The 17,637-nt window shown below is 49.6% G+C and carries 17 protein-coding genes and 2 tRNA genes; 3 read left to right on the top strand and 16 right to left on the bottom strand.

The genetic code is table 11. The features are described from left to right. Nucleotides 1-16: 16 nt before the first annotated feature. The 10 genes from infB to rlmE all read right to left on the bottom strand — a co-directional run bounded on the left by infB (nt 17) and on the right by rlmE (nt 10,788). Entirely contained in the window at nt 17-2,749 is a 2,733-nt protein-coding gene (infB, locus tag AAZR23_RS17035; RefSeq protein ID WP_166708776.1) for a translation initiation factor IF-2, read from the bottom strand. A 21-nt stretch (nt 2,750-2,770) separates the two neighbouring features. Beyond that, complete coding sequence (nusA, locus tag AAZR23_RS17030; protein ID WP_046894278.1) at nt 2,771-4,282, bottom strand: transcription termination factor NusA; 1,512 nt, start codon at nt 4,280-4,282, stop codon at nt 2,771-2,773. Between the two features lie 26 nt (nt 4,283-4,308). Next, entirely contained in the window at nt 4,309-4,761 is a 453-nt protein-coding gene (gene rimP, locus AAZR23_RS17025; protein ID WP_004241392.1) for a ribosome maturation factor RimP, read from the bottom strand. Between the two features lie 196 nt (nt 4,762-4,957). Next, nucleotides 4,958-5,034, bottom strand: a tRNA-Met gene (locus AAZR23_RS17020). A gap of 57 nt (nt 5,035-5,091) precedes the next feature. Continuing rightward, nucleotides 5,092-5,181, bottom strand: a tRNA-Leu gene (locus AAZR23_RS17015). A gap of 80 nt (nt 5,182-5,261) precedes the next feature. Then, entirely contained in the window at nt 5,262-5,600 is a 339-nt protein-coding gene (gene secG / locus AAZR23_RS17010) for a preprotein translocase subunit SecG (protein ID WP_015422312.1), read from the bottom strand. 244 nt (nt 5,601-5,844) lie between these two features. Next, the gene (glmM, locus tag AAZR23_RS17005; RefSeq protein WP_004241391.1) at nt 5,845-7,179 is read right to left on the bottom strand and encodes a phosphoglucosamine mutase; all 1,335 of its coding nucleotides are present in this window, start codon (nt 7,177-7,179) and stop codon (nt 5,845-5,847) included. After that, nucleotides 7,172-8,020, bottom strand: a complete 849-nt coding sequence (gene folP / locus AAZR23_RS17000) for a dihydropteroate synthase (RefSeq protein ID WP_107680077.1) — start codon at nt 8,018-8,020, stop codon at nt 7,172-7,174. The genes glmM and folP overlap by 8 nt, the downstream gene beginning before the upstream one ends. Nucleotides 8,021-8,160: 140 nt before the next feature. Then, nucleotides 8,161-10,110 (bottom strand): ATP-dependent zinc metalloprotease FtsH, encoded by a 1,950-nt coding sequence (gene ftsH / locus AAZR23_RS16995; protein WP_054425231.1) that lies wholly within the window; start codon nt 10,108-10,110, stop codon nt 8,161-8,163. A gap of 48 nt (nt 10,111-10,158) precedes the next feature. Next, on the bottom strand, nt 10,159-10,788 hold the full coding sequence (gene rlmE, locus AAZR23_RS16990) for a 23S rRNA (uridine(2552)-2'-O)-methyltransferase RlmE (RefSeq protein WP_004234546.1): 630 nt from the start codon (nt 10,786-10,788) through the stop codon (nt 10,159-10,161). A gap of 158 nt (nt 10,789-10,946) precedes the next feature. Here rlmE and yhbY point away from each other — a divergent pair, with 158 nt between their 5' ends. Next, a complete protein-coding gene (yhbY, locus tag AAZR23_RS16985; protein ID WP_046894275.1) occupies nt 10,947-11,240 on the top strand; it encodes a ribosome assembly RNA-binding protein YhbY in 294 nt (97 codons plus the stop codon). 199 nt (nt 11,241-11,439) lie between these two features. Here the strand turns inward: yhbY and greA are convergent, their stop codons facing one another. Next, a complete protein-coding gene (greA, locus tag AAZR23_RS16980; protein ID WP_107680078.1) occupies nt 11,440-11,916 on the bottom strand; it encodes a transcription elongation factor GreA in 477 nt (158 codons plus the stop codon). 298 nt (nt 11,917-12,214) lie between these two features. Between greA and dacB the strand changes: the two genes are divergently transcribed. Both dacB and AAZR23_RS16970 read left to right on the top strand, forming a co-directional pair. Then, nucleotides 12,215-13,657: a serine-type D-Ala-D-Ala carboxypeptidase gene (gene dacB, locus AAZR23_RS16975; RefSeq protein ID WP_434693932.1), complete on the top strand. Its 1,443-nt coding sequence runs from the start codon at nt 12,215-12,217 to the stop codon at nt 13,655-13,657. A gap of 151 nt (nt 13,658-13,808) precedes the next feature. Then, the gene (locus tag AAZR23_RS16970; RefSeq protein ID WP_052926780.1) at nt 13,809-14,288 is read left to right on the top strand and encodes an Hcp family type VI secretion system effector; all 480 of its coding nucleotides are present in this window, start codon (nt 13,809-13,811) and stop codon (nt 14,286-14,288) included. Here AAZR23_RS16970 and AAZR23_RS16965 read toward each other — a convergent pair. From AAZR23_RS16965 to rplU, 5 genes are all read right to left on the bottom strand, one after another. After that, a complete protein-coding gene (locus AAZR23_RS16965) occupies nt 14,285-14,722 on the bottom strand; it encodes a hypothetical protein (protein WP_166708780.1) in 438 nt (145 codons plus the stop codon). The genes AAZR23_RS16970 and AAZR23_RS16965 overlap by 4 nt on opposite strands. Before the next feature lie 7 nt (nt 14,723-14,729). After that, the gene (locus tag AAZR23_RS16960) at nt 14,730-15,443 is read right to left on the bottom strand and encodes a hypothetical protein (RefSeq protein WP_052926778.1); all 714 of its coding nucleotides are present in this window, start codon (nt 15,441-15,443) and stop codon (nt 14,730-14,732) included. A gap of 259 nt (nt 15,444-15,702) precedes the next feature. Next, nucleotides 15,703-16,872, bottom strand: coding sequence for an Obg family GTPase CgtA (cgtA, locus tag AAZR23_RS16955; protein ID WP_107680082.1), 1,170 nt, complete (start codon nt 16,870-16,872; stop codon nt 15,703-15,705). A 128-nt stretch (nt 16,873-17,000) separates the two neighbouring features. After that, the gene (rpmA, locus tag AAZR23_RS16950; RefSeq protein ID WP_046894268.1) at nt 17,001-17,258 is read right to left on the bottom strand and encodes a 50S ribosomal protein L27; all 258 of its coding nucleotides are present in this window, start codon (nt 17,256-17,258) and stop codon (nt 17,001-17,003) included. 20 nt (nt 17,259-17,278) lie between these two features. Continuing rightward, nucleotides 17,279-17,587, bottom strand: a complete 309-nt coding sequence (rplU, locus tag AAZR23_RS16945) for a 50S ribosomal protein L21 (protein WP_004241383.1) — start codon at nt 17,585-17,587, stop codon at nt 17,279-17,281. Nucleotides 17,588-17,637: the final 50 nt, after the last annotated feature.

Raw genomic sequence — 17,637 nt, 5'->3', positions numbered from 1 at the left:
TCATACCGTCAGGTGATCAGATAGTACGTTTGACTTCAATCACCTGGAAGACTTCAATCATGTCGCCCGGGCGGACATCATTGTAGTTCTTGACACCGATACCACATTCCATCCCGTTACGGACTTCAGCGACGTCATCTTTGAAGCGGCGCAGAGATTCCAGCTCGCCTTCATAGATAACCACGTTGTCACGCAGAACGCGGATTGGGTTGTTACGTTTGATAGTCCCTTCAGTCACCATACAACCGGCGATTGCACCGAATTTCGGTGAACGGAACACATCACGGACTTCTGCCAGACCCATGATTTCCTGTTTGAATTCCGGCGCCAGCATCCCGCTCATTGCCTGTTTGATTTCATCAATCAGGCTGTAGATAACGGAATAGTAACGCAGGTCAACGCTTTCGCTTTCAATCAGGCGGCGTGCTGATGCATCCGCACGGACGTTAAAGCCAAGGATAATCGCGTTGGATGCCGCAGCCAGTGTGGCGTCAGTTTCAGTGATACCACCGACACCGGAACCGATGATTTTCACTTTGACTTCGTCAGTCGACAGTTTCATCAGTGAATCGGTGATAGCTTCACAGGTACCCTGAACATCGGTTTTCAGAACGATGTTCAGTTCAGAAACCTTACCGCTTTCCATGTTGGCAAACATGTTTTCCAGTTTGGCTTTCTGCTGGCGGGCCAGTTTGACATCACGGAATTTACCCTGACGATAGAGTGCCACTTCGCGGGCTTTCTTCTCGTCACGGACAACGGTGGCTTCATCACCGGCAGATGGTACGTTGGACAGACCCAGGATTTCCACCGGAATAGACGGACCCGCTTCGGTGATATCCTGACCCAGTTCGTTACGCATCGCACGGATACGGCCGTATTCAAAGCCGCACAGGACGATATCGCCTTTGTTCAGTGTACCGCTCTGTACCAGGATAGTCGCGACCGGACCACGGCCTTTATCGAGGTAAGATTCGATAACCACACCGCTTGCCATACCCGCACGTACTGCTTTCAGTTCGAGAACTTCAGCCTGGAGCAGGATAGCGTCGAGCAGATCGTCGATACCGATACCTTTCTTCGCGGAAACGCTGATGAACTGAGTCTCACCGCCCCACTCTTCAGAGAGGATGCCGTACTGGGACAGTTCATTACGTACGCGATCCGGATCAGCTTCCGGTTTATCAATTTTGTTCACCGCAACCACAACCGGCACACCGGCTGCTTTCGCATGCTGGATAGCTTCGATAGTCTGCGGCATCACGCCATCGTCCGCTGCAACCACCAGAACAACGATATCCGTTGCCTGCGCACCACGGGCACGCATGGAGGTAAACGCGGCGTGTCCCGGAGTATCCAGGAACGTGATAGCGCCTTTATCGGTAGTCACATGATATGCACCGATATGCTGGGTAATACCGCCCGCTTCGCCGGAGGCGACTTTGGTGGAACGGATATAGTCCAGTAATGAGGTTTTACCGTGGTCAACGTGACCCATGATGGTAACAACCGGTGCACGCGGCTCAGCCTGAGTTTCGCCCATATCACGGTCATTCAGGATCGCTTCTTCCAGCTCGTTCTCACGGCGCAGGATAACTTTGTGACCCATTTCCTCGGCAACCAGCTGTGCGGTTTCCTGGTCAATCACCTGGTTGATAGTCGCCATCGCGCCCATCTTCATCATGGTTTTAATGACCTGAGAACCTTTCACTGCCATCTTGTTGGCTAATTCACCAACAGTGATGGTTTCACCGATAACCACATCACGGGTAACCGCTGCAACCGGCTTGTTAAAGCTCTGCTGCAGTGAGCTGCCTTTACGCTGTTTCTTACCGCGCGGCAGTTGCGCACGGGCTTCTTCGCGATCGGCTTTCTCAGAGTGACGGTTGTTTTTCTTCTGGCGGACGTTTTTCGCGCCACGGCCGCGGCCGCGGTTATCGCCTTCAACTTTCGCATCACTTTCATCTTCCGCTTCACGGGCGTGAGCAGAGGTGGTGGTGTGATAGTCCGCGCTTTCAGTTTCTTCGCTGACAGGAGCAGACCATTTCTCGCCGTTTTCTTCGGCCAGACGGCGTGCTTCTTCTGCTGCACGTTTTACTTCAGCTTCGAGTTTGCGCTGCTGTTCTTCTTCAGCTTTGCGTTTGATTTCAGCGGCTTCGGCTTCGCGGCGCACTTTTTCGCTGTTTTCCCGGGTATCAGCCGGGGCTGATTTCGCTTTATTTTCTTTCACGTTATTCTTTTCCGCTGCTTCACGCTTAGCCGGTTCTGCCGCTTGTTCAGTTACTTTCGCTGCTGCCGCTTCGCGTTTTGCCTTTTCTTCAGCCTCACGTTTGGCTTGCGCCTCTTGTCTGGCTTTTTCTTCGGCTTCACGACGGGCCTGCTCTTCAGCTTCGCGTCTTGCCTGCTCTTCCGCTTCACGCTGTGCCTGCTCTTCCGCGGCTTTTGCCTGTTCAGCGGCATCGCGGTTTACATATGTGCGTTTTTTGCGGACTTCAATATTAACCGATTTGCTCTTGCCACCGGTTACCGGAACACTCAGCGTACTGCGAGTTTTGCGCTGAAGTGTTAATTTACCCGGCTGACTTGCCCCGCCTTGCTCGCGGTTCAGATGGGCCAGCAGGGCCTCTTTCTCTTGCTGGGAAACGTTATCAGACGCCGTTTTGTTGATGCCGGCATCAGCAAACTGCTGTACCAGGCGCTCTACGGATGTCTGAATTTCGTCTGCCAGTGATTTTACCGATTCTGTCATGCTGCTCCTTCCCGCTACAAATTAAGATGCATCGTCGCCAAACCAACAGATATTACGCGCTGCCATGATGAGCTCACCTGCTTTCTCATCAGTCAGACCTTCGATATCTGTGAGGTCATCGATACCCTGCTCTGCGAGATCTTCAAGGGTACAAATACCACGGGAAGCCAGGGTGAATGCCAGTGTGCGATCCATGCCTTCAAGGTTTAACAAGTCATCCGCCGGTGTGGTACCTGACTGGCTCTCTTTCTGTGCCAGTTCGAGCGTTGTTAAAGCGGCTTTTGCACGTTCGCGCAGAACTTCAACGGTTTCCTCTTCGAGGCCGTCGATTTCCAGAAGTTCGCTGACCGGCACATAGGCCAGTTCTTCCAGTGTGGAGAAACCTTCTTCCACTAATAAGGTTGCGAAATCTTCATCGATGTCGAGATGCTTAACAAAAGTTTCAATGGAAGCGTGTGCTTCCGCCTGGTGTTTCGCGTTAAGTTCCTCCGCAGTCATGACGTTCAGTTCCCATTTGTCATCACCACGATGTTTTTTCAGCAGTTGTGCAGCGAGACGCACATTCTGGCCGTTACGGCCAATGGCCTGTGCAAGGTTGCTGCTTTCCACAGCAACGTCCATTGTGCATTTGTCTTCATCGACAACAATGGATGCAACATCTGCCGGAGCCATTGCATTAATCACGAATTGCGCCGGGTTGTCATCCCACAACACGATATCAATCCGCTCGCCGCCCAGCTCACCGGAAACGGCCTGAACGCGGGCGCCGCGCATTCCCACACATGCCCCGACAGGGTCGATGCGTTTGTCATTGGTTTTCACCGCGATTTTCGCACGGGAACCGGGATCACGGGCAGCCGCTTTAATTTCAATAATCTCTTCGCCGATTTCCGGCACTTCGATTTTAAATAATTCGACCAGCATTTCCGGACGGGAACGGGTCACAAATAATTGCGCACCACGGGCTTCCGGACGGACATCATACAGAACACCGCGGATACGGTCACCCGGACGGAAGTTCTCACGCGGCAGCATATCTTCGCGCATAATGACCGCTTCCGCATTATTCCCCAGATCGAGGGTAATGTTTTCACGGTTCACTTTTTTCACCACACCGGTGATGATTTCGCCCTGCTGCTCGCGGAACTGATCAACCACCATCGCACGTTCGGCTTCACGCACTTTCTGTACGATAACCTGTTTGGCGGTCTGAGTGGTGATACGGTCGAAGGTGACAGATTCAATCTGATCTTCGATATATTCGCCTAACTGAATGCCGGGTGTTTCATAATCAGCCGCTTCCAGTGTGATTTCACGGGTCGGCTGAGTAACTTCTTCTACCACCACCCAGCGGCGGAAGGTATCAAAATCACCGGATTTACGATCAATTTCAACACGAACATCAATTTCCTGTTCGTATTTTTTCTTGGTGGCGGTTGCCAGCGCAGTTTCAAGTGCCTCAAAAATTTTCTCACGAGGAAGCGATTTTTCGTTAGAAACTGCCTCAACAACAGCCAGAATTTCTTTATTCATCCTAGTTGCCTCTTTTGAACTTTATATTAAAAGTGGGGTACCAGGTTAGCTTTCTGGATGTTGCCAAGTGCGAACACTTCGTCTTTGCCATCCACTGTAACCGTGATCATTTCACCGTCAACGGCTTTGATAATACCCTGCCATCTGCGACGGTTCTGCATTGCGATTCGTAAAGTCAGTGAGACTTCCTCACCGGTAAACCGCTGATAATGTTCTGCCGTAAATAACGGTCGCTCCATACCCGGAGATGAAACCTCAAGGTTATAAACGGTCGTAATAGGATCTTCAACATCAAGAACGGCACTGACCTGGTGGCTCACGTCCGCGCAATCATCAACAGTGATACCCTCTTCACTATCAATAAAAATACGCAGTGTTGACACGCGGCCGCGGATAAACTCCACGCCGACAAGCTCAAAACCGAGTGCTTCGACAGGTGCAGTGACCATCTCTGTTAATTTCTGCTCTAATGTGGACAAGACCACCCCCGGGACATAAAAAAAGGGCATAACGCCCAGTATCTCTGTTGACTGATAACAAAAAACCCCGAAATTTCGGGGCTTTATGCAACTGGACCCTGTGTACATCACACTTCTTAATCTTTTTTCCAAATCAGGGATAACGTAAGAGTTGTTGATACAATCAACATTGGAAAAAACGATTTGTTATAAGAAGTGGTTGCGGGAGCCGGATTTGAACCGACGACCTTCGGGTTATGAGCCCGACGAGCTACCATGCTGCTCCATCCCGCGTTCGAAACGTGAAAAATTCTACGCTGATCACCTGCAAAACGCAAGTGTGAAACTAAATGGTGCCGAGGACGGGACTTGAACCCGTACGCCCGTTTTGTAGGCACTACCACCTCAAGGTAGCGTGTATACCAATTTCACCACCTCGGCACTGAACTGCTCTTTTTTACGGGACTGACTGATGGTGTGTATCAATCCCGTTTAAAACTTTTACTTCAGACTTGCAACAATCAGCGCGGAATATCGCTGTTAGGAGCTGCTGGTGCTGCGGGAACATCTGTTTTCTGTTCTGTCTGCACCGGCTGAGCGAGATTATCAAACTTGCTGCCTGTACCGGTTTTATTGCTGGTCATATTACCCAGGACTAAACTCAGTACAAAAAACAGTGTTGCTAAAATGCCTGTGGTACGGGTCATAAAGTTACCTGAACCCGAAGAACCAAACAGTGTTGCAGACGCGCCTGCACCGAACGAAGCACCCATGTCCGCACCTTTCCCCTGCTGCATTAAGATCATACCCACCAGGGCGATCGCAACAAGTAAGAAAACGACTAAGAGAGCTGTATACATAAACGTGTACCTATTCCTCGTACGGTATACCGACTGATTCGGTATCAATCTGCACACTCACCGGTAAAATAAATTACCTTGCTGAGCGGGTCAGAATACTAACCAAACAAACGCGGACACGCAAGTCTATTTTAAGCCCGGCGCATCGGTTGCGGAAAAAAACAACAATAAGGGGCGGATTCTGACAGAGCCGGGGAAAAACCGCAATCAGTTTTTCCGGCTCTGTCATTCACATCATAAATAATTATACGCGTTTCACCGCGTCTGCAATACGGTTTGCCATTGCAGTGACCTGCGCTTCATCTTCCCCTTCCACCATCACACGGATCAGCGGTTCAGTACCGGATTTACGCAGCAGCACACGGCCTTTGCCGTTCAGTTCTTTTTCCACTTCCTGTGCCACACGGGTGACTTCCTCGCTTGCCAGCGGGTCGTGCTGACCGGCAAAGCGGACGTTCACCAGCACCTGCGGCAGCAGTTTCATACCGCTGCACAGGTCGTGCAGGCTCATGTTGTTGCGTACCATGGCACTCAGCACCTGAAGACCGGCCACGATACCGTCACCGGTGGTGGTTTTGTCCAGCAGAATGATATGACCGGAGTTTTCCGCACCCAGACGCCAGCCTTTTTCCTGGAGTTTTTCGAGCACATAGCGGTCACCGACTTTCGCGCGCTCAAACGGAATACCCAGCTGTTTCAGTGCCAGTTCCAGTCCCATGTTACTCATCAGTGTACCGACAGCACCGCCGCGCAGTTGTCCCTGACGCAGCGCTTCACGGGCAATGATAAACAGGATCTGGTCACCGTCCACCTTCTCACCCAGGTGATCCACCATAATCAGGCGGTCGCCGTCACCATCAAACGCCAGGCCGACATGTGCGCCTTCAGCCAGAACACGTTCCTGTAACTGGCGGACATCTGTCGCACCACATTTTTCGTTAATGTTGATACCGTTCGGATCACAGCCGATAGCAATGACTTCCGCACCCAGCTCGCTTAATACGTTCGGCGCGATGTGATAGGTTGCGCCGTGTGCGCAGTCGATCACCATTTTCAGCCCGTTCAGGCTTTGTTCATTCGGGAATGTGCCTTTACAGAATTCAATATAACGACCGGCGGCATCCACAATGCGGTTGGCACGGCCCAGTTCGGCGGATTCCACGCAGGTCAGCGGTTTTTCCATTTCAGCTTCAATGGCTTCTTCCACGTGATCCGGCAGTTTGGTGCCGTCGATAGAGAAGAATTTAATACCGTTATCATAATACGGGTTATGAGAGGCAGAGATCACGATACCCGCCTCAGCACGGAAAGTACGGGTCAGATAAGCGACCGCCGGCGTCGGCATCGGGCCGGTAAAAGAGGCGGATAACCCTGCGGCGGCAAGCCCGGCTTCCAGTGCAGATTCCAGCATATAGCCGGAAATACGGGTGTCTTTGCCGATAATAATTTTACGTGAGCCGTGACGTGCCAGCACTTTCCCGGCCGCCCAGCCCAGTTTGAGCACAAAATCAGGGGTAATCGGGCTGTCACCCACTTTTCCGCGGATGCCATCAGTACCAAAGTATTTGCGATCACTCATTGTCGTTTGTTTCCTTCGCTAAACGGGTTGCTTCCACCACTTTCATGGCCTGGACAGTTTCTTTCACATCATGAACACGGATAATCTGCGCACCTTTCATCGCGGCGATCACCGCACAGGCCACGCTGCCGGCAACCCGTTCATCCGGGGGAATATCCATCAGCTGGCCAATCATAGATTTTCGTGACATTCCGGCAAGAACCGGTAATCCCAGATTATGAAATACGTCTAATTTATCCAATAACTGGTAATTATGCGCCAGTGTTTTCCCGAAACCGAAACCCGGATCGAGAATTATATGATTTTTTTCAATACCGGCGGCCGTGCAACGCGCCACCTGCTCTTCAAGATACGCATAAACCTCACGCACCACATTCTGATAGTGCGGTGCCTGCTGCATGGTACGCGGCTCCCCCTGCATATGCATCACACAAACCGGCAGACCGCTCTGTGCAGCCGCCTGTAATGCGCCGGGTTCGCTGAATGAACGGATATCATTGAGAATATGAGCACCGGCATTTGCAGCTTCGCGGATCACCAGAGCTTTTGAGGTATCCACCGAAATCCAGACATCCGACTCCCGGGCAATCGCCGCCACAACCGGGACAACCCGCTCCGCTTCCTGTTCCGGACTCACTTCGGCAGCTCCGGGACGGGTGGATTCGCCGCCGATATCAATAATCGTCGCACCTTCGGCAATCATTTTACGGGCATGTTCCAGTGCTTTGGCGGGGGTGTTGTGTGTACCGCCGTCTGAGAATGAATCCGGGGTTACATTGAGGATCCCCATCACCTGCGGTGTTGCCAGCGAGAGCGTCTGACCGCGTGCGGTAAGTTTCATAATCCGGCCTTCTTACTGTTTATTATTCAAATCGTGAGGTGATTGTAATGCCTGACTCCGGCGGGATAAAGATATAAAAAAACCCGGCAGATTTTCCGCCGGGTTTTTCATATTACTGCTTCATACAACTGAATGATGAATTATGACTGCTTGTTGTCGTCTTCAGACGGCGCAGCATTGTTGTCATCTGATGATTCAGGTGCTTCCTGAACCGGAACCTGGTTACTGCTTTCCGGCGGACGGGTATCCGCTTTCGGCTTGTCACCTTCCCAGCCCGCAGGTTCGCGGACCGGCACACGGTTCATCAGATCATCAATCTGTGGTGCATCAATGGTTTCATATTTCATTAATGCATCTTTCATGGTGTGCAGGATATCCAGGTTATCCATCAGGATCTGACGCGCACGTTTGTAGTTGCGCTCAATAAGCCCGCGGATTTCCTCATCGATAGTCCGGGCAGTTTCATCAGACATGTGCTGTGCTTTTGACACAGAACGGCCTAAGAATACTTCACCGTCTTCATCCGCATACAGTAATGGCCCCAGTTTTTCAGAGAAGCCCCACTGCGTCACCATGTTACGGGCAATGTTCGTTGCCACTTTGATGTCGTTGGATGCGCCTGTGGACACATTTTCCGGCCCGTAGATAATCTCTTCCGCCAGACGACCGCCGTACAGGGTGGAAATCTGACTTTCAAGTTTCTGACGGCTGGCACTGATCTGATCCCCTTCCGGTAAGAAGAAGGTCACACCCAGCGCACGTCCGCGCGGAATAATAGTCACTTTGTGTACCGGGTCATGCTCCGGCACCAGACGACCGATGATCGCGTGACCGGCTTCATGGTAGGCAGTCGAGGCTTTCTGCTCTTCTGTCATCACCATAGAGCGGCGCTCCGCACCCATCATGATTTTATCTTTTGCTTTTTCGAACTCGACCATGGTTACAACGCGTTTGTTACCGCGTGCCGCAAACAGCGCAGCTTCGTTCACCAGGTTAGCGAGATCCGCACCGGAGAAGCCCGGTGTACCACGTGCCAGCACAGACGGTTCAACGTCCGGCGATAACGGCACACGGCGCATATGCACTTTCAGGATTTGCTCACGGCCGCGCACATCCGGCAGACCGACCACGACCTGACGGTCGAAACGGCCCGGACGCAGTAACGCAGGGTCAAGCACATCCGGACGGTTGGTTGCCGCGATAACGATAATACCTTCGTTACCTTCGAAACCATCCATCTCAACCAGCATCTGGTTCAGCGTCTGCTCACGTTCATCGTGACCACCGCCCAGACCCGCACCACGCTGACGGCCGACGGCGTCGATTTCATCGATAAAGATGATACATGGAGCTGCTTTCTTCGCCTGTTCGAACATATCACGGACACGGGACGCACCCACACCCACGAACATTTCGACGAAGTCAGAACCGGAAATGGTGAAGAACGGTACTTTTGCCTCACCGGCAATCGCTTTTGCCAGCAGGGTTTTACCGGTGCCCGGAGGCCCCACCATCAGAATACCTTTCGGAATTTTACCGCCGAGTTTCTGGAAGCGGCTCGGCTCACGCAGATACTCCACCAGCTCGCCGACTTCTTCTTTGGCCTCATCACAACCGGCCACATCCGCAAAGGTGGTTTTGATCTGATCTTCGGTCAGCATACGAGCCTTACTTTTACCGAAGGACATCGCACCTTTACCGCCGCCGCCCTGCATCTGGCGCATAAAGAAGATCCAGACGCCGATCAACAGCAGCATCGGGAACCAGGAAATGAAGATGGTTGTCAGGATACCCGGCTCTTCCGGTGGTTCACCGACCACAGCAACGTTTTTGTTCAGCATGGTGTTAAGCAGCTGATTGTCCTGCATCGGCAGGTACGTCGTGTATTTGGAGCCGTCTTTTTTACTGACGTTAAGATCACGATTGGAAATACGGACTTCGCGCACCTGATCCTGTGCTAACTCAGTGATGAAGGTAGAGTAGTCCACCTTACGACTGTTTGAATCGCCTGGGCCAAAACTCTGGAACAACGACATCAGCACTACTGCGATGACCAGCCAGAGAATTAGGTTTTTCGCCATGTCACTCAAGGGATTAACCTCTTATTACATCTGTGTTAACAAATAACGCACAGGGTACTACACTTTCCACCCTGTCGCTACAATGTATACTTCACGCGATCGGGCCCGCGAAGCATCGGGTTTACGGATTTTCACTTTCGTGAACAGGGAGCGAACCTCCCGGAGGTACTCGTCAAAGCCATCTCCCTGAAAGACTTTAACAATAAAACTGCCCCCCGGTGCCAGAACAGAACGGCACATATCAAGTGCCAGCTCAACCAGATACATCGCGCGCGGAATATCAACAGCCGGTGTTCCGCTCATATTTGGTGCCATGTCTGACATAACAACCTGGACTTTTTTATCTCCCACGCGCCCCAGCAGAGCTTTAAGCACGTTTTCGTCACGGAAATCGCCCTGAAGGAAATCCACGCCGACGATAGGGTCCATCGGCAACAGGTCACAGGCAATAACACGCCCGGACTGCCCGATATGATTAACAGCATATTGTGACCAGCCGCCGGGTGCAGCACCCAGATCCACAATAGTCATACCCGGTCTGAAAATATTATCGCCCTGCTGAATTTCTTCGAGCTTAAACCAGGCACGAGAGCGAAGCCCCTTTTTCTGCGCCATCTGAACATATTTATCACTAAAATGTTCCTGTAACCAGCGCCCGGAGCTTGCTGAACGTTTTTTATTGGCCATTGTGTTTTCCGACTAACCTGTTATTTCTGACTCAGTTTTTTCGCATAACCGGACAAAAGTCCTGTTACCGCAGACAGTACTCCTCACCTAATGATGGTGATAAGCATGATATGGCGGTAGAATACACCGTTTTCAATAGTTATTAAGCAAAAAAAACGATGAACCTCACTAAAAAACAAGTCCAGCACCTGAAAGCGCTCGCTCATCATCTGAACCCGGTTGTCATGATTGGCAACAACGGGCTGACTGAAGGCGTACTCGCAGAAACTGAAGTGGCTCTTACACATCATGAGCTTATCAAAGTTAAAATCGCGGGCGAAGACCGTGAAATGAAAACCTTGATCGCTGATGCGATTGTGCGTGAAACCCGTGCTTACAATGTGCAGATTATCGGTAAAATTCTGGTGCTCTACCGCCCGTCGGAAGCCCGGAAGATCATTTTACCTAAATGATAATTGCATATTTATAAAAAAATGCCACCGGCAGATGATTTCTGACGATATCGTCCGGCCGGTGGCATTCCTTTCAGATTTTCTTCATATCCCGGCAGACTCTGTGCTCAGCCACCTGAATGTAAAGTTCAGTAAAAATGCCTTTCACTGCATTTTTCTGATGAAATATCCGTATTGTGCTGTTTTTTTACGGCACTGCTTACAGGTATTCCACATTTACCACTTCGTACTCAACTTCACCGCCCGGTGTCTGGATGACAACCACGTCGTCAACCTCTTTGCCGATAAGGCCGCGGGCAATCGGGGAGTTTACTGACAGCAGGTTTGATTTGATATCAGCCTCATCATCACCCACGATACGGTAAGTCTGTTCTTCATCCGTTGCGACGTTAAAAACCGTGACTGTCGCACCGAAAATAATCCGGCCGTTGTTGGTCATTTTGGTGACATCAATCACCTGCGCATTGGAGAGCTTGGCTTCGATCTCCTGGATGCGGCCTTCACAGAAACCCTGCTGCTCACGTGCTGCGTGGTATTCTGCGTTTTCTTTCAGATCGCCGTGCTCGCGGGCATCCGCGATATCAGCAATAATTTTCGGACGGCGCTCATTTTTGAGAAATTCTAATTCTTCACGCAGTTGGTCTGCGCCGCGTACCGTCATAGGGATTTGTTTCATTCTCTACCTCTGAATCATTCCTAAGTAATAGTCATATCATCCTGATTAAACGATAACAGTACCTTATGCACCATATGTGGCACACTACTATTAAGTAAAACCGTGTAAATTTGCGCTGATACGGCCATCGCACTACGGATGCTGTCAGCGCGGTTGACGCGTTATCCGCGCGGGCTGAACTGAGATCCTGTTCCGGTATTCTATCCCGGAGCGCAATGCGGGTCATCGTTTACTTTTACCGGCCCGTGGCTTTAGTATAACGGGCTCTCACCCCGGATTGTGATGGATAGGTCGCTCAATGAATGTTTTTACCCGGCTCTCGTATGCAACGGGATTATCAGTATTACTGGCTGCAGGTGCAGCAGCTACTCCGGTTGAGGAATATACCCAATATCTGCCCGCCGGCACAAACCTGGCAATGATTGCACAGCGGGTAGGCGATGCTCAGCCAATCGTGGAATACCAGGGACAACAAATGGCCCTGCCCGCCAGTACCCAGAAAGTGGTAACGGCGCTGGCCGCACTGTTACAGCTGGGACCGGATTTCCGCTTCACCACCAGTCTGGAAACCAAAGGACATCTTGATGGTACCACCCTGAAAGGGGATTTAATCACCCGTTTTACCGGTGATCCGACCCTTACCCGTCAGCAGATCCGCAATATGGTCAATGAACTGCGCAAAGCCGGGGTACAGACTATTGATGGTGATCTGGTGATCGACATCTCTGCATTTGCCAGTCATGACAAAGCACCGGGCTGGGTGTGGAATGATTTAACCCAGTGCTTCAGCGCTCCGCCGGGAGCTGCCATTATTGACCGTAACTGCTTTTCGGTAACGCTGCACCCCGGTGATAAGCCCGGAGATACCGCGTATATCCGCACGGCGGATTACTACCCGGTCAATATGTTCAGTGAAGTCAAAACGCTGGAGCGCGGCTCTGCCGAAGGACGTTTCTGCGAACTGGATGTGGTGCCCGGTGAACTGAACCGCTATACCATCACCGGCTGTATGAATCAGCGCAGTGAGCCGCTGCCGCTGGCATTCGGGGTACAGAACGGTGCAAGCTACGCCGGGGCTATCGTCAAAAATGAACTGATTCACGCCGGGATTGCCCTGAACGGTAATGTCCGCCGTCAGACTCATCCGGAACAACCCGGCACCGTGCTGATACAGACACAATCCGCCCCGCTGCACGCGTTGCTGACCAAAATGCTGAAAAAATCCGACAATATGATTGCCGATGAAGTTTTCCGCACTATCGGCCGCAGCTATTACGGCGTGCCCGGTACCTGGCGTTCCGGCCAGCAGGCTGTCCGTCAGGTTCTGAAAGAGAAAGCCGGCATTGATATGGGCAATACCGTGATGGTGGATGGTTCCGGGTTATCACGCCATAATCTGATCACCCCGGCGACCATGATGGAAGTGCTGCAATTTATAGCCAAACATGATGATCAGCTGCAATTCATTAAAATGCTGCCGCTCTCCGGCTATGACGGCACACTGCAATACCGCGGCGGCCTGACAGAAGCAGGCGTTAACGGCAAACTTTCAGCCAAAACCGGTTCATTACAGGGGGTGTATAACCTGGCCGGGTTCCTCACCACCGCCAGCGGACAGCGCATTGCGTTCGTGCAGTTTATTTCCGCTTATGCCGTCCCGCCTGCCCAACAGCGCAGCCGCCGTGTGCCGCTGGTCCGCTTTGAGGGGCATTTGTATAAAGATTTATACCGTAATTACTGAGTGATATAAAAAAACTGCTGCATGTGTCTGTTCTCTCTGAAACGGAACAACAATAATCAAAATTGTTCCGGATAAGAGAGAACAGACCGGGGTTGTTTTTGCTCTTTTTTTAAGCAAGAATAGATAAAAATCCACGGAAACGGAGACAGGTATGGCCAATATTATATACATGACCCTGACAGGTAATAAGCAGGGATTAATATCTAAAGGATGTTCAAGTTATGATTCCATCGGAAATAAATACCAGAAAGATCATGAAGATGAAATTTTGGTATTCGCGGTCAGGCATTCGATTTCCAGAGCACAGAACTCGCATCATCATCCGTTAGAAATAATAAAACCTATAGATAAATCATCACCTCTGCTGGGCGTGGCTATATCCAATAATGAACTTCTCGACTGTAATATTGATTTTTTTCGTACCAGTCAGAATGGTGCCCAGGAAAAGTACTACAGCATCTCATTACAAAAGGCCACCATAAAGAATATAACATATGATTATCCTAACTCTGTGTCTCATAACGACAGACAGCCAGAGGAAATAATATTATTAGATTACAGAGATATTACCTGGAGACATTTAATGGCATCAACCTCCGGGTACAGTATAAAAGAAGAAAGCATCTACTAAACAGATGCTTTATTTTCTGAAAGATAAGGTTTTATATTGTTTATAATATCATAGATTTTTTCTTCAAAGAGATAAAAGATTCCGGTTATATAGCACTCGCTATCAAAAGACTCAAATAATTTATAACAAACTGAAATATCAGAAGAATCCTTACCTCTCTTAAAATTAATATTTACTATATTCCTTTCATCTGAAAATAAATATTCATCTTTATTATTATTTAAAATAAGCAAAAGGCCTTTAATAAAATCCTCTAACTCAAAATAATAGAATTCACAATTTAAAATATTGAAAAAACCTCTTTCCAAAATCAATTCAATATTAAAGTAAATTGATTTGTCATATTCTGTACACGTATCACCGGAAACAGAAAAATCGCATATATTGCTTATATTGAAATTAATCTGATTAACATCGCCTTCTATATTAAACATATTCCCTCTATTTATACATAAAATGAGTAACGGTCCAGGCTCTTTCATCGACAACAACCTCCAGAGTATACTCTTTTATCTCATTGATATTCTTACCCTGAAGATTTTTTGTTGTTGACGGATAACGATATTTTTTAATATTGATAGTGTATCTTTTGAGTACTAAAGCAGACCGGCCTTTCGCATCTATTCCTCTTTTTCCATATCTTATTGCTTTTTCAATAATTGTTATAGGAACATATCGTTCTGCTTCAGCCATATGAGCGGCTGCCTTAGGTGTAAACTTTAATGTTCTGGGTGATAAACCTAACTTTAACCGACCCCGTAAAAGTGAAACCAGATGTTCAGTTAATTTAATTGACCCTGCTTTTACTAAAGATGAACCACCTGCTTTTAACAGAGTAACCAGTTTTAAACCATTTTTAATAAACCATCCGCCAATTAAGATTATATCCAAAGGATCAATCAGTGGTGATTCTAATGGTAACTCATATTTACCTAAATACTCTCCGGTTGCGTCATAAACATCATAGACCCCGGAAAATCCATATAAATAACCAATACATATCCCTGAATCTTCATCAACAACAGGCACGGCCCCGGGTGGAACAGGGCTGGTTAATTCAAGAGCAAAATATTCTCCCTCGGGTAACGGTGATTTAAAATCATAGGCTCTCCCTATATCGTTATAATCAAAAGATTTAATATCTATTTCACTCATACTAATATCCCTATATTGATGTAATAGAAATTATATTTTACAAGCTCCGTTATGTTAAATGGGTGAACTTACTACTCAAAACCGCGTCCGGCCATTATTCTGAAAGTTTATAACAGTTTCTGTTGGTATTGAGGGCCTTTTTACCCGGTAGTGATCACAGAATACTGATAAACATGGCGGCCACCACTCACTGGTAAAGAAAAACCCCCGATAATTGGTGACCAACTATCGGGGGTTTTTTTATTCCGGATTCTGACGATTATTTCTTCCAGATAAATTCGACACCTTCTTCGTCGTCTTCATCCCAGTCGTCGTCCCAGTCATCATCGTCTTCCGTCTGCTCAAGCTGCTCTTTGTGGTAATCGTCCCACATAAAGTCCACTTTCGCATCTGCGGCCGGTACTTCGGCAACCGCTTCGCGGGCGTGGGTGTTGAGGAATTCCATCAGATCCCAGCACAGTGCTTTCACGCCTTCGTGATTGACCGCAGAGATCATATAGAATTTTTCATCCCAGCCGAGCGCATCCGCGATCGCCTGAGAACGGGCTTTCGCTTCTTCCGGATCAATAAGATCGACCTTGTTGAAGACCAGCCAGCGCGGCTTCTCTGCCAGCTTTTCACTGTATTTTTCCAGTTCACCGACAATGATCTTCGCGTTTTCCACCGGATCACTTTCATCCACCGGGCAGATATCGATCAGGTGCAGCAGCACGCGGCAGCGCTCCAGATGTTTCAGGAAACGAATACCCAGGCCGGCACCATCAGATGCGCCTTCGATCAGCCCCGGGATATCCGCGACCACGAAGCTCTGTGAGTTATCCATCCGCACCACACCCAGGCTCGGTACCAGCGTGGTGAACGGATAATCCGCCACTTTTGGTTTTGCCGCAGAGACAGAACGGATAAAGGTGGATTTACCGGCATTCGGCATCCCCAGCATCCCGACGTCAGCCAGCAGCATCAGTTCCATCATGAGTTCACGGGTTTCGCCCGGGGTACCCATGGTGCGCTGACGCGGTGCACGGTTAACGGAAGATTTAAAGCGTGCGTTACCCAGGCCGTGAAATCCGCCCTTGGCAACCATGTGGCGCTGTCCGTGCTGCAACATGTCCGCCAGTATCTCGTTGGTGGTCATATCACGCACACGGGTGCCTACAGGCACGTTAATCGTGATATCGTTGCCCCGTTTACCGGTACAGTCACGACTCTGGCCGTTTTGACCCCGCTCAGCACGGAATGATTTTTCAAAACGGTAATCAATCAGGGTATTGAGGTTTTCATCGGCCTGGAGGTATACATCACCGCCATCGCCGCCGTCTCCGCCGTCTGGTCCGCCTTTCGGAATATATTTTTCGCGACGGAAGCTCACGCATCCGTTGCCGCCATCTCCTGCCACAACCAGGATTTTAGCTTCATCTACAAATTTCATTACTTTTCTCCGTAACGTTGCCGTGTCCGGACTACCGGTTCAGTATGACCCGGGATGACGTTTTACGCATATAAAAAGCCCTGCAAAAGGTTTGCAGGGCTTTCGGACTCGGTTAAGACGTGAAAAACTTATTCAGCTTCGATGCTGATGAATTTACGGTTTTTCGGGCCTTTAACTTCGAATTTTACTTTTCCGTCAGCTAACGCGAACAGAGTGTGGTCGCGACCGCAACCTACGTTGTTGCCTGCGTGGAATTTAGTACCACGCTGACGAACGATGATGCTGCCTGCTAATACAGCTTCACCACCGAAACGTTTTACACCCAGACGTTTTGCTTCAGAATCGCGACCGTTTCGAGTCGAGCCGCCAGCCTTTTTGTGTGCCATTGATCTGCTCTCCTATTAACTTAAGCGATACCGGTGATTTTAACATCAGTGAACCACTGACGGTGGCCCTGCTGTTTCCGGCTGTGTTTACGACGACGGAACTTAACGATTTTAATTTTATCGCCGCGACCGTGTGTAACCACTTCAGCTTTAATTTTAACACCTTCAACGACTGGAGCGCCGATCTTGATGTCTTCACCATTTGCAACCATCAGAACCTGGTCAAACTCAACAGTTTCACCTGTTGCGATGTCCAGCTTTTCCAAGCGAACGATTTGACCTTCGCTGACCCGGTGTTGTTTACCACCACTTTGGAAAACCGCGTACATATTAACTCCGCTTTCCGCACACCCCATAAAATTTGATTCTCAGAGTGCAC

Source organism: Morganella sp. Je.2.23 (assembly GCF_051129855.1).
Lineage (GTDB): Bacteria > Pseudomonadota > Gammaproteobacteria > Enterobacterales > Enterobacteriaceae > Morganella > Morganella sibonii.
The sequence above is the reverse complement of the archived record's forward strand: the minus strand, read 5'-3'. Positions and strand labels throughout refer to the sequence as shown.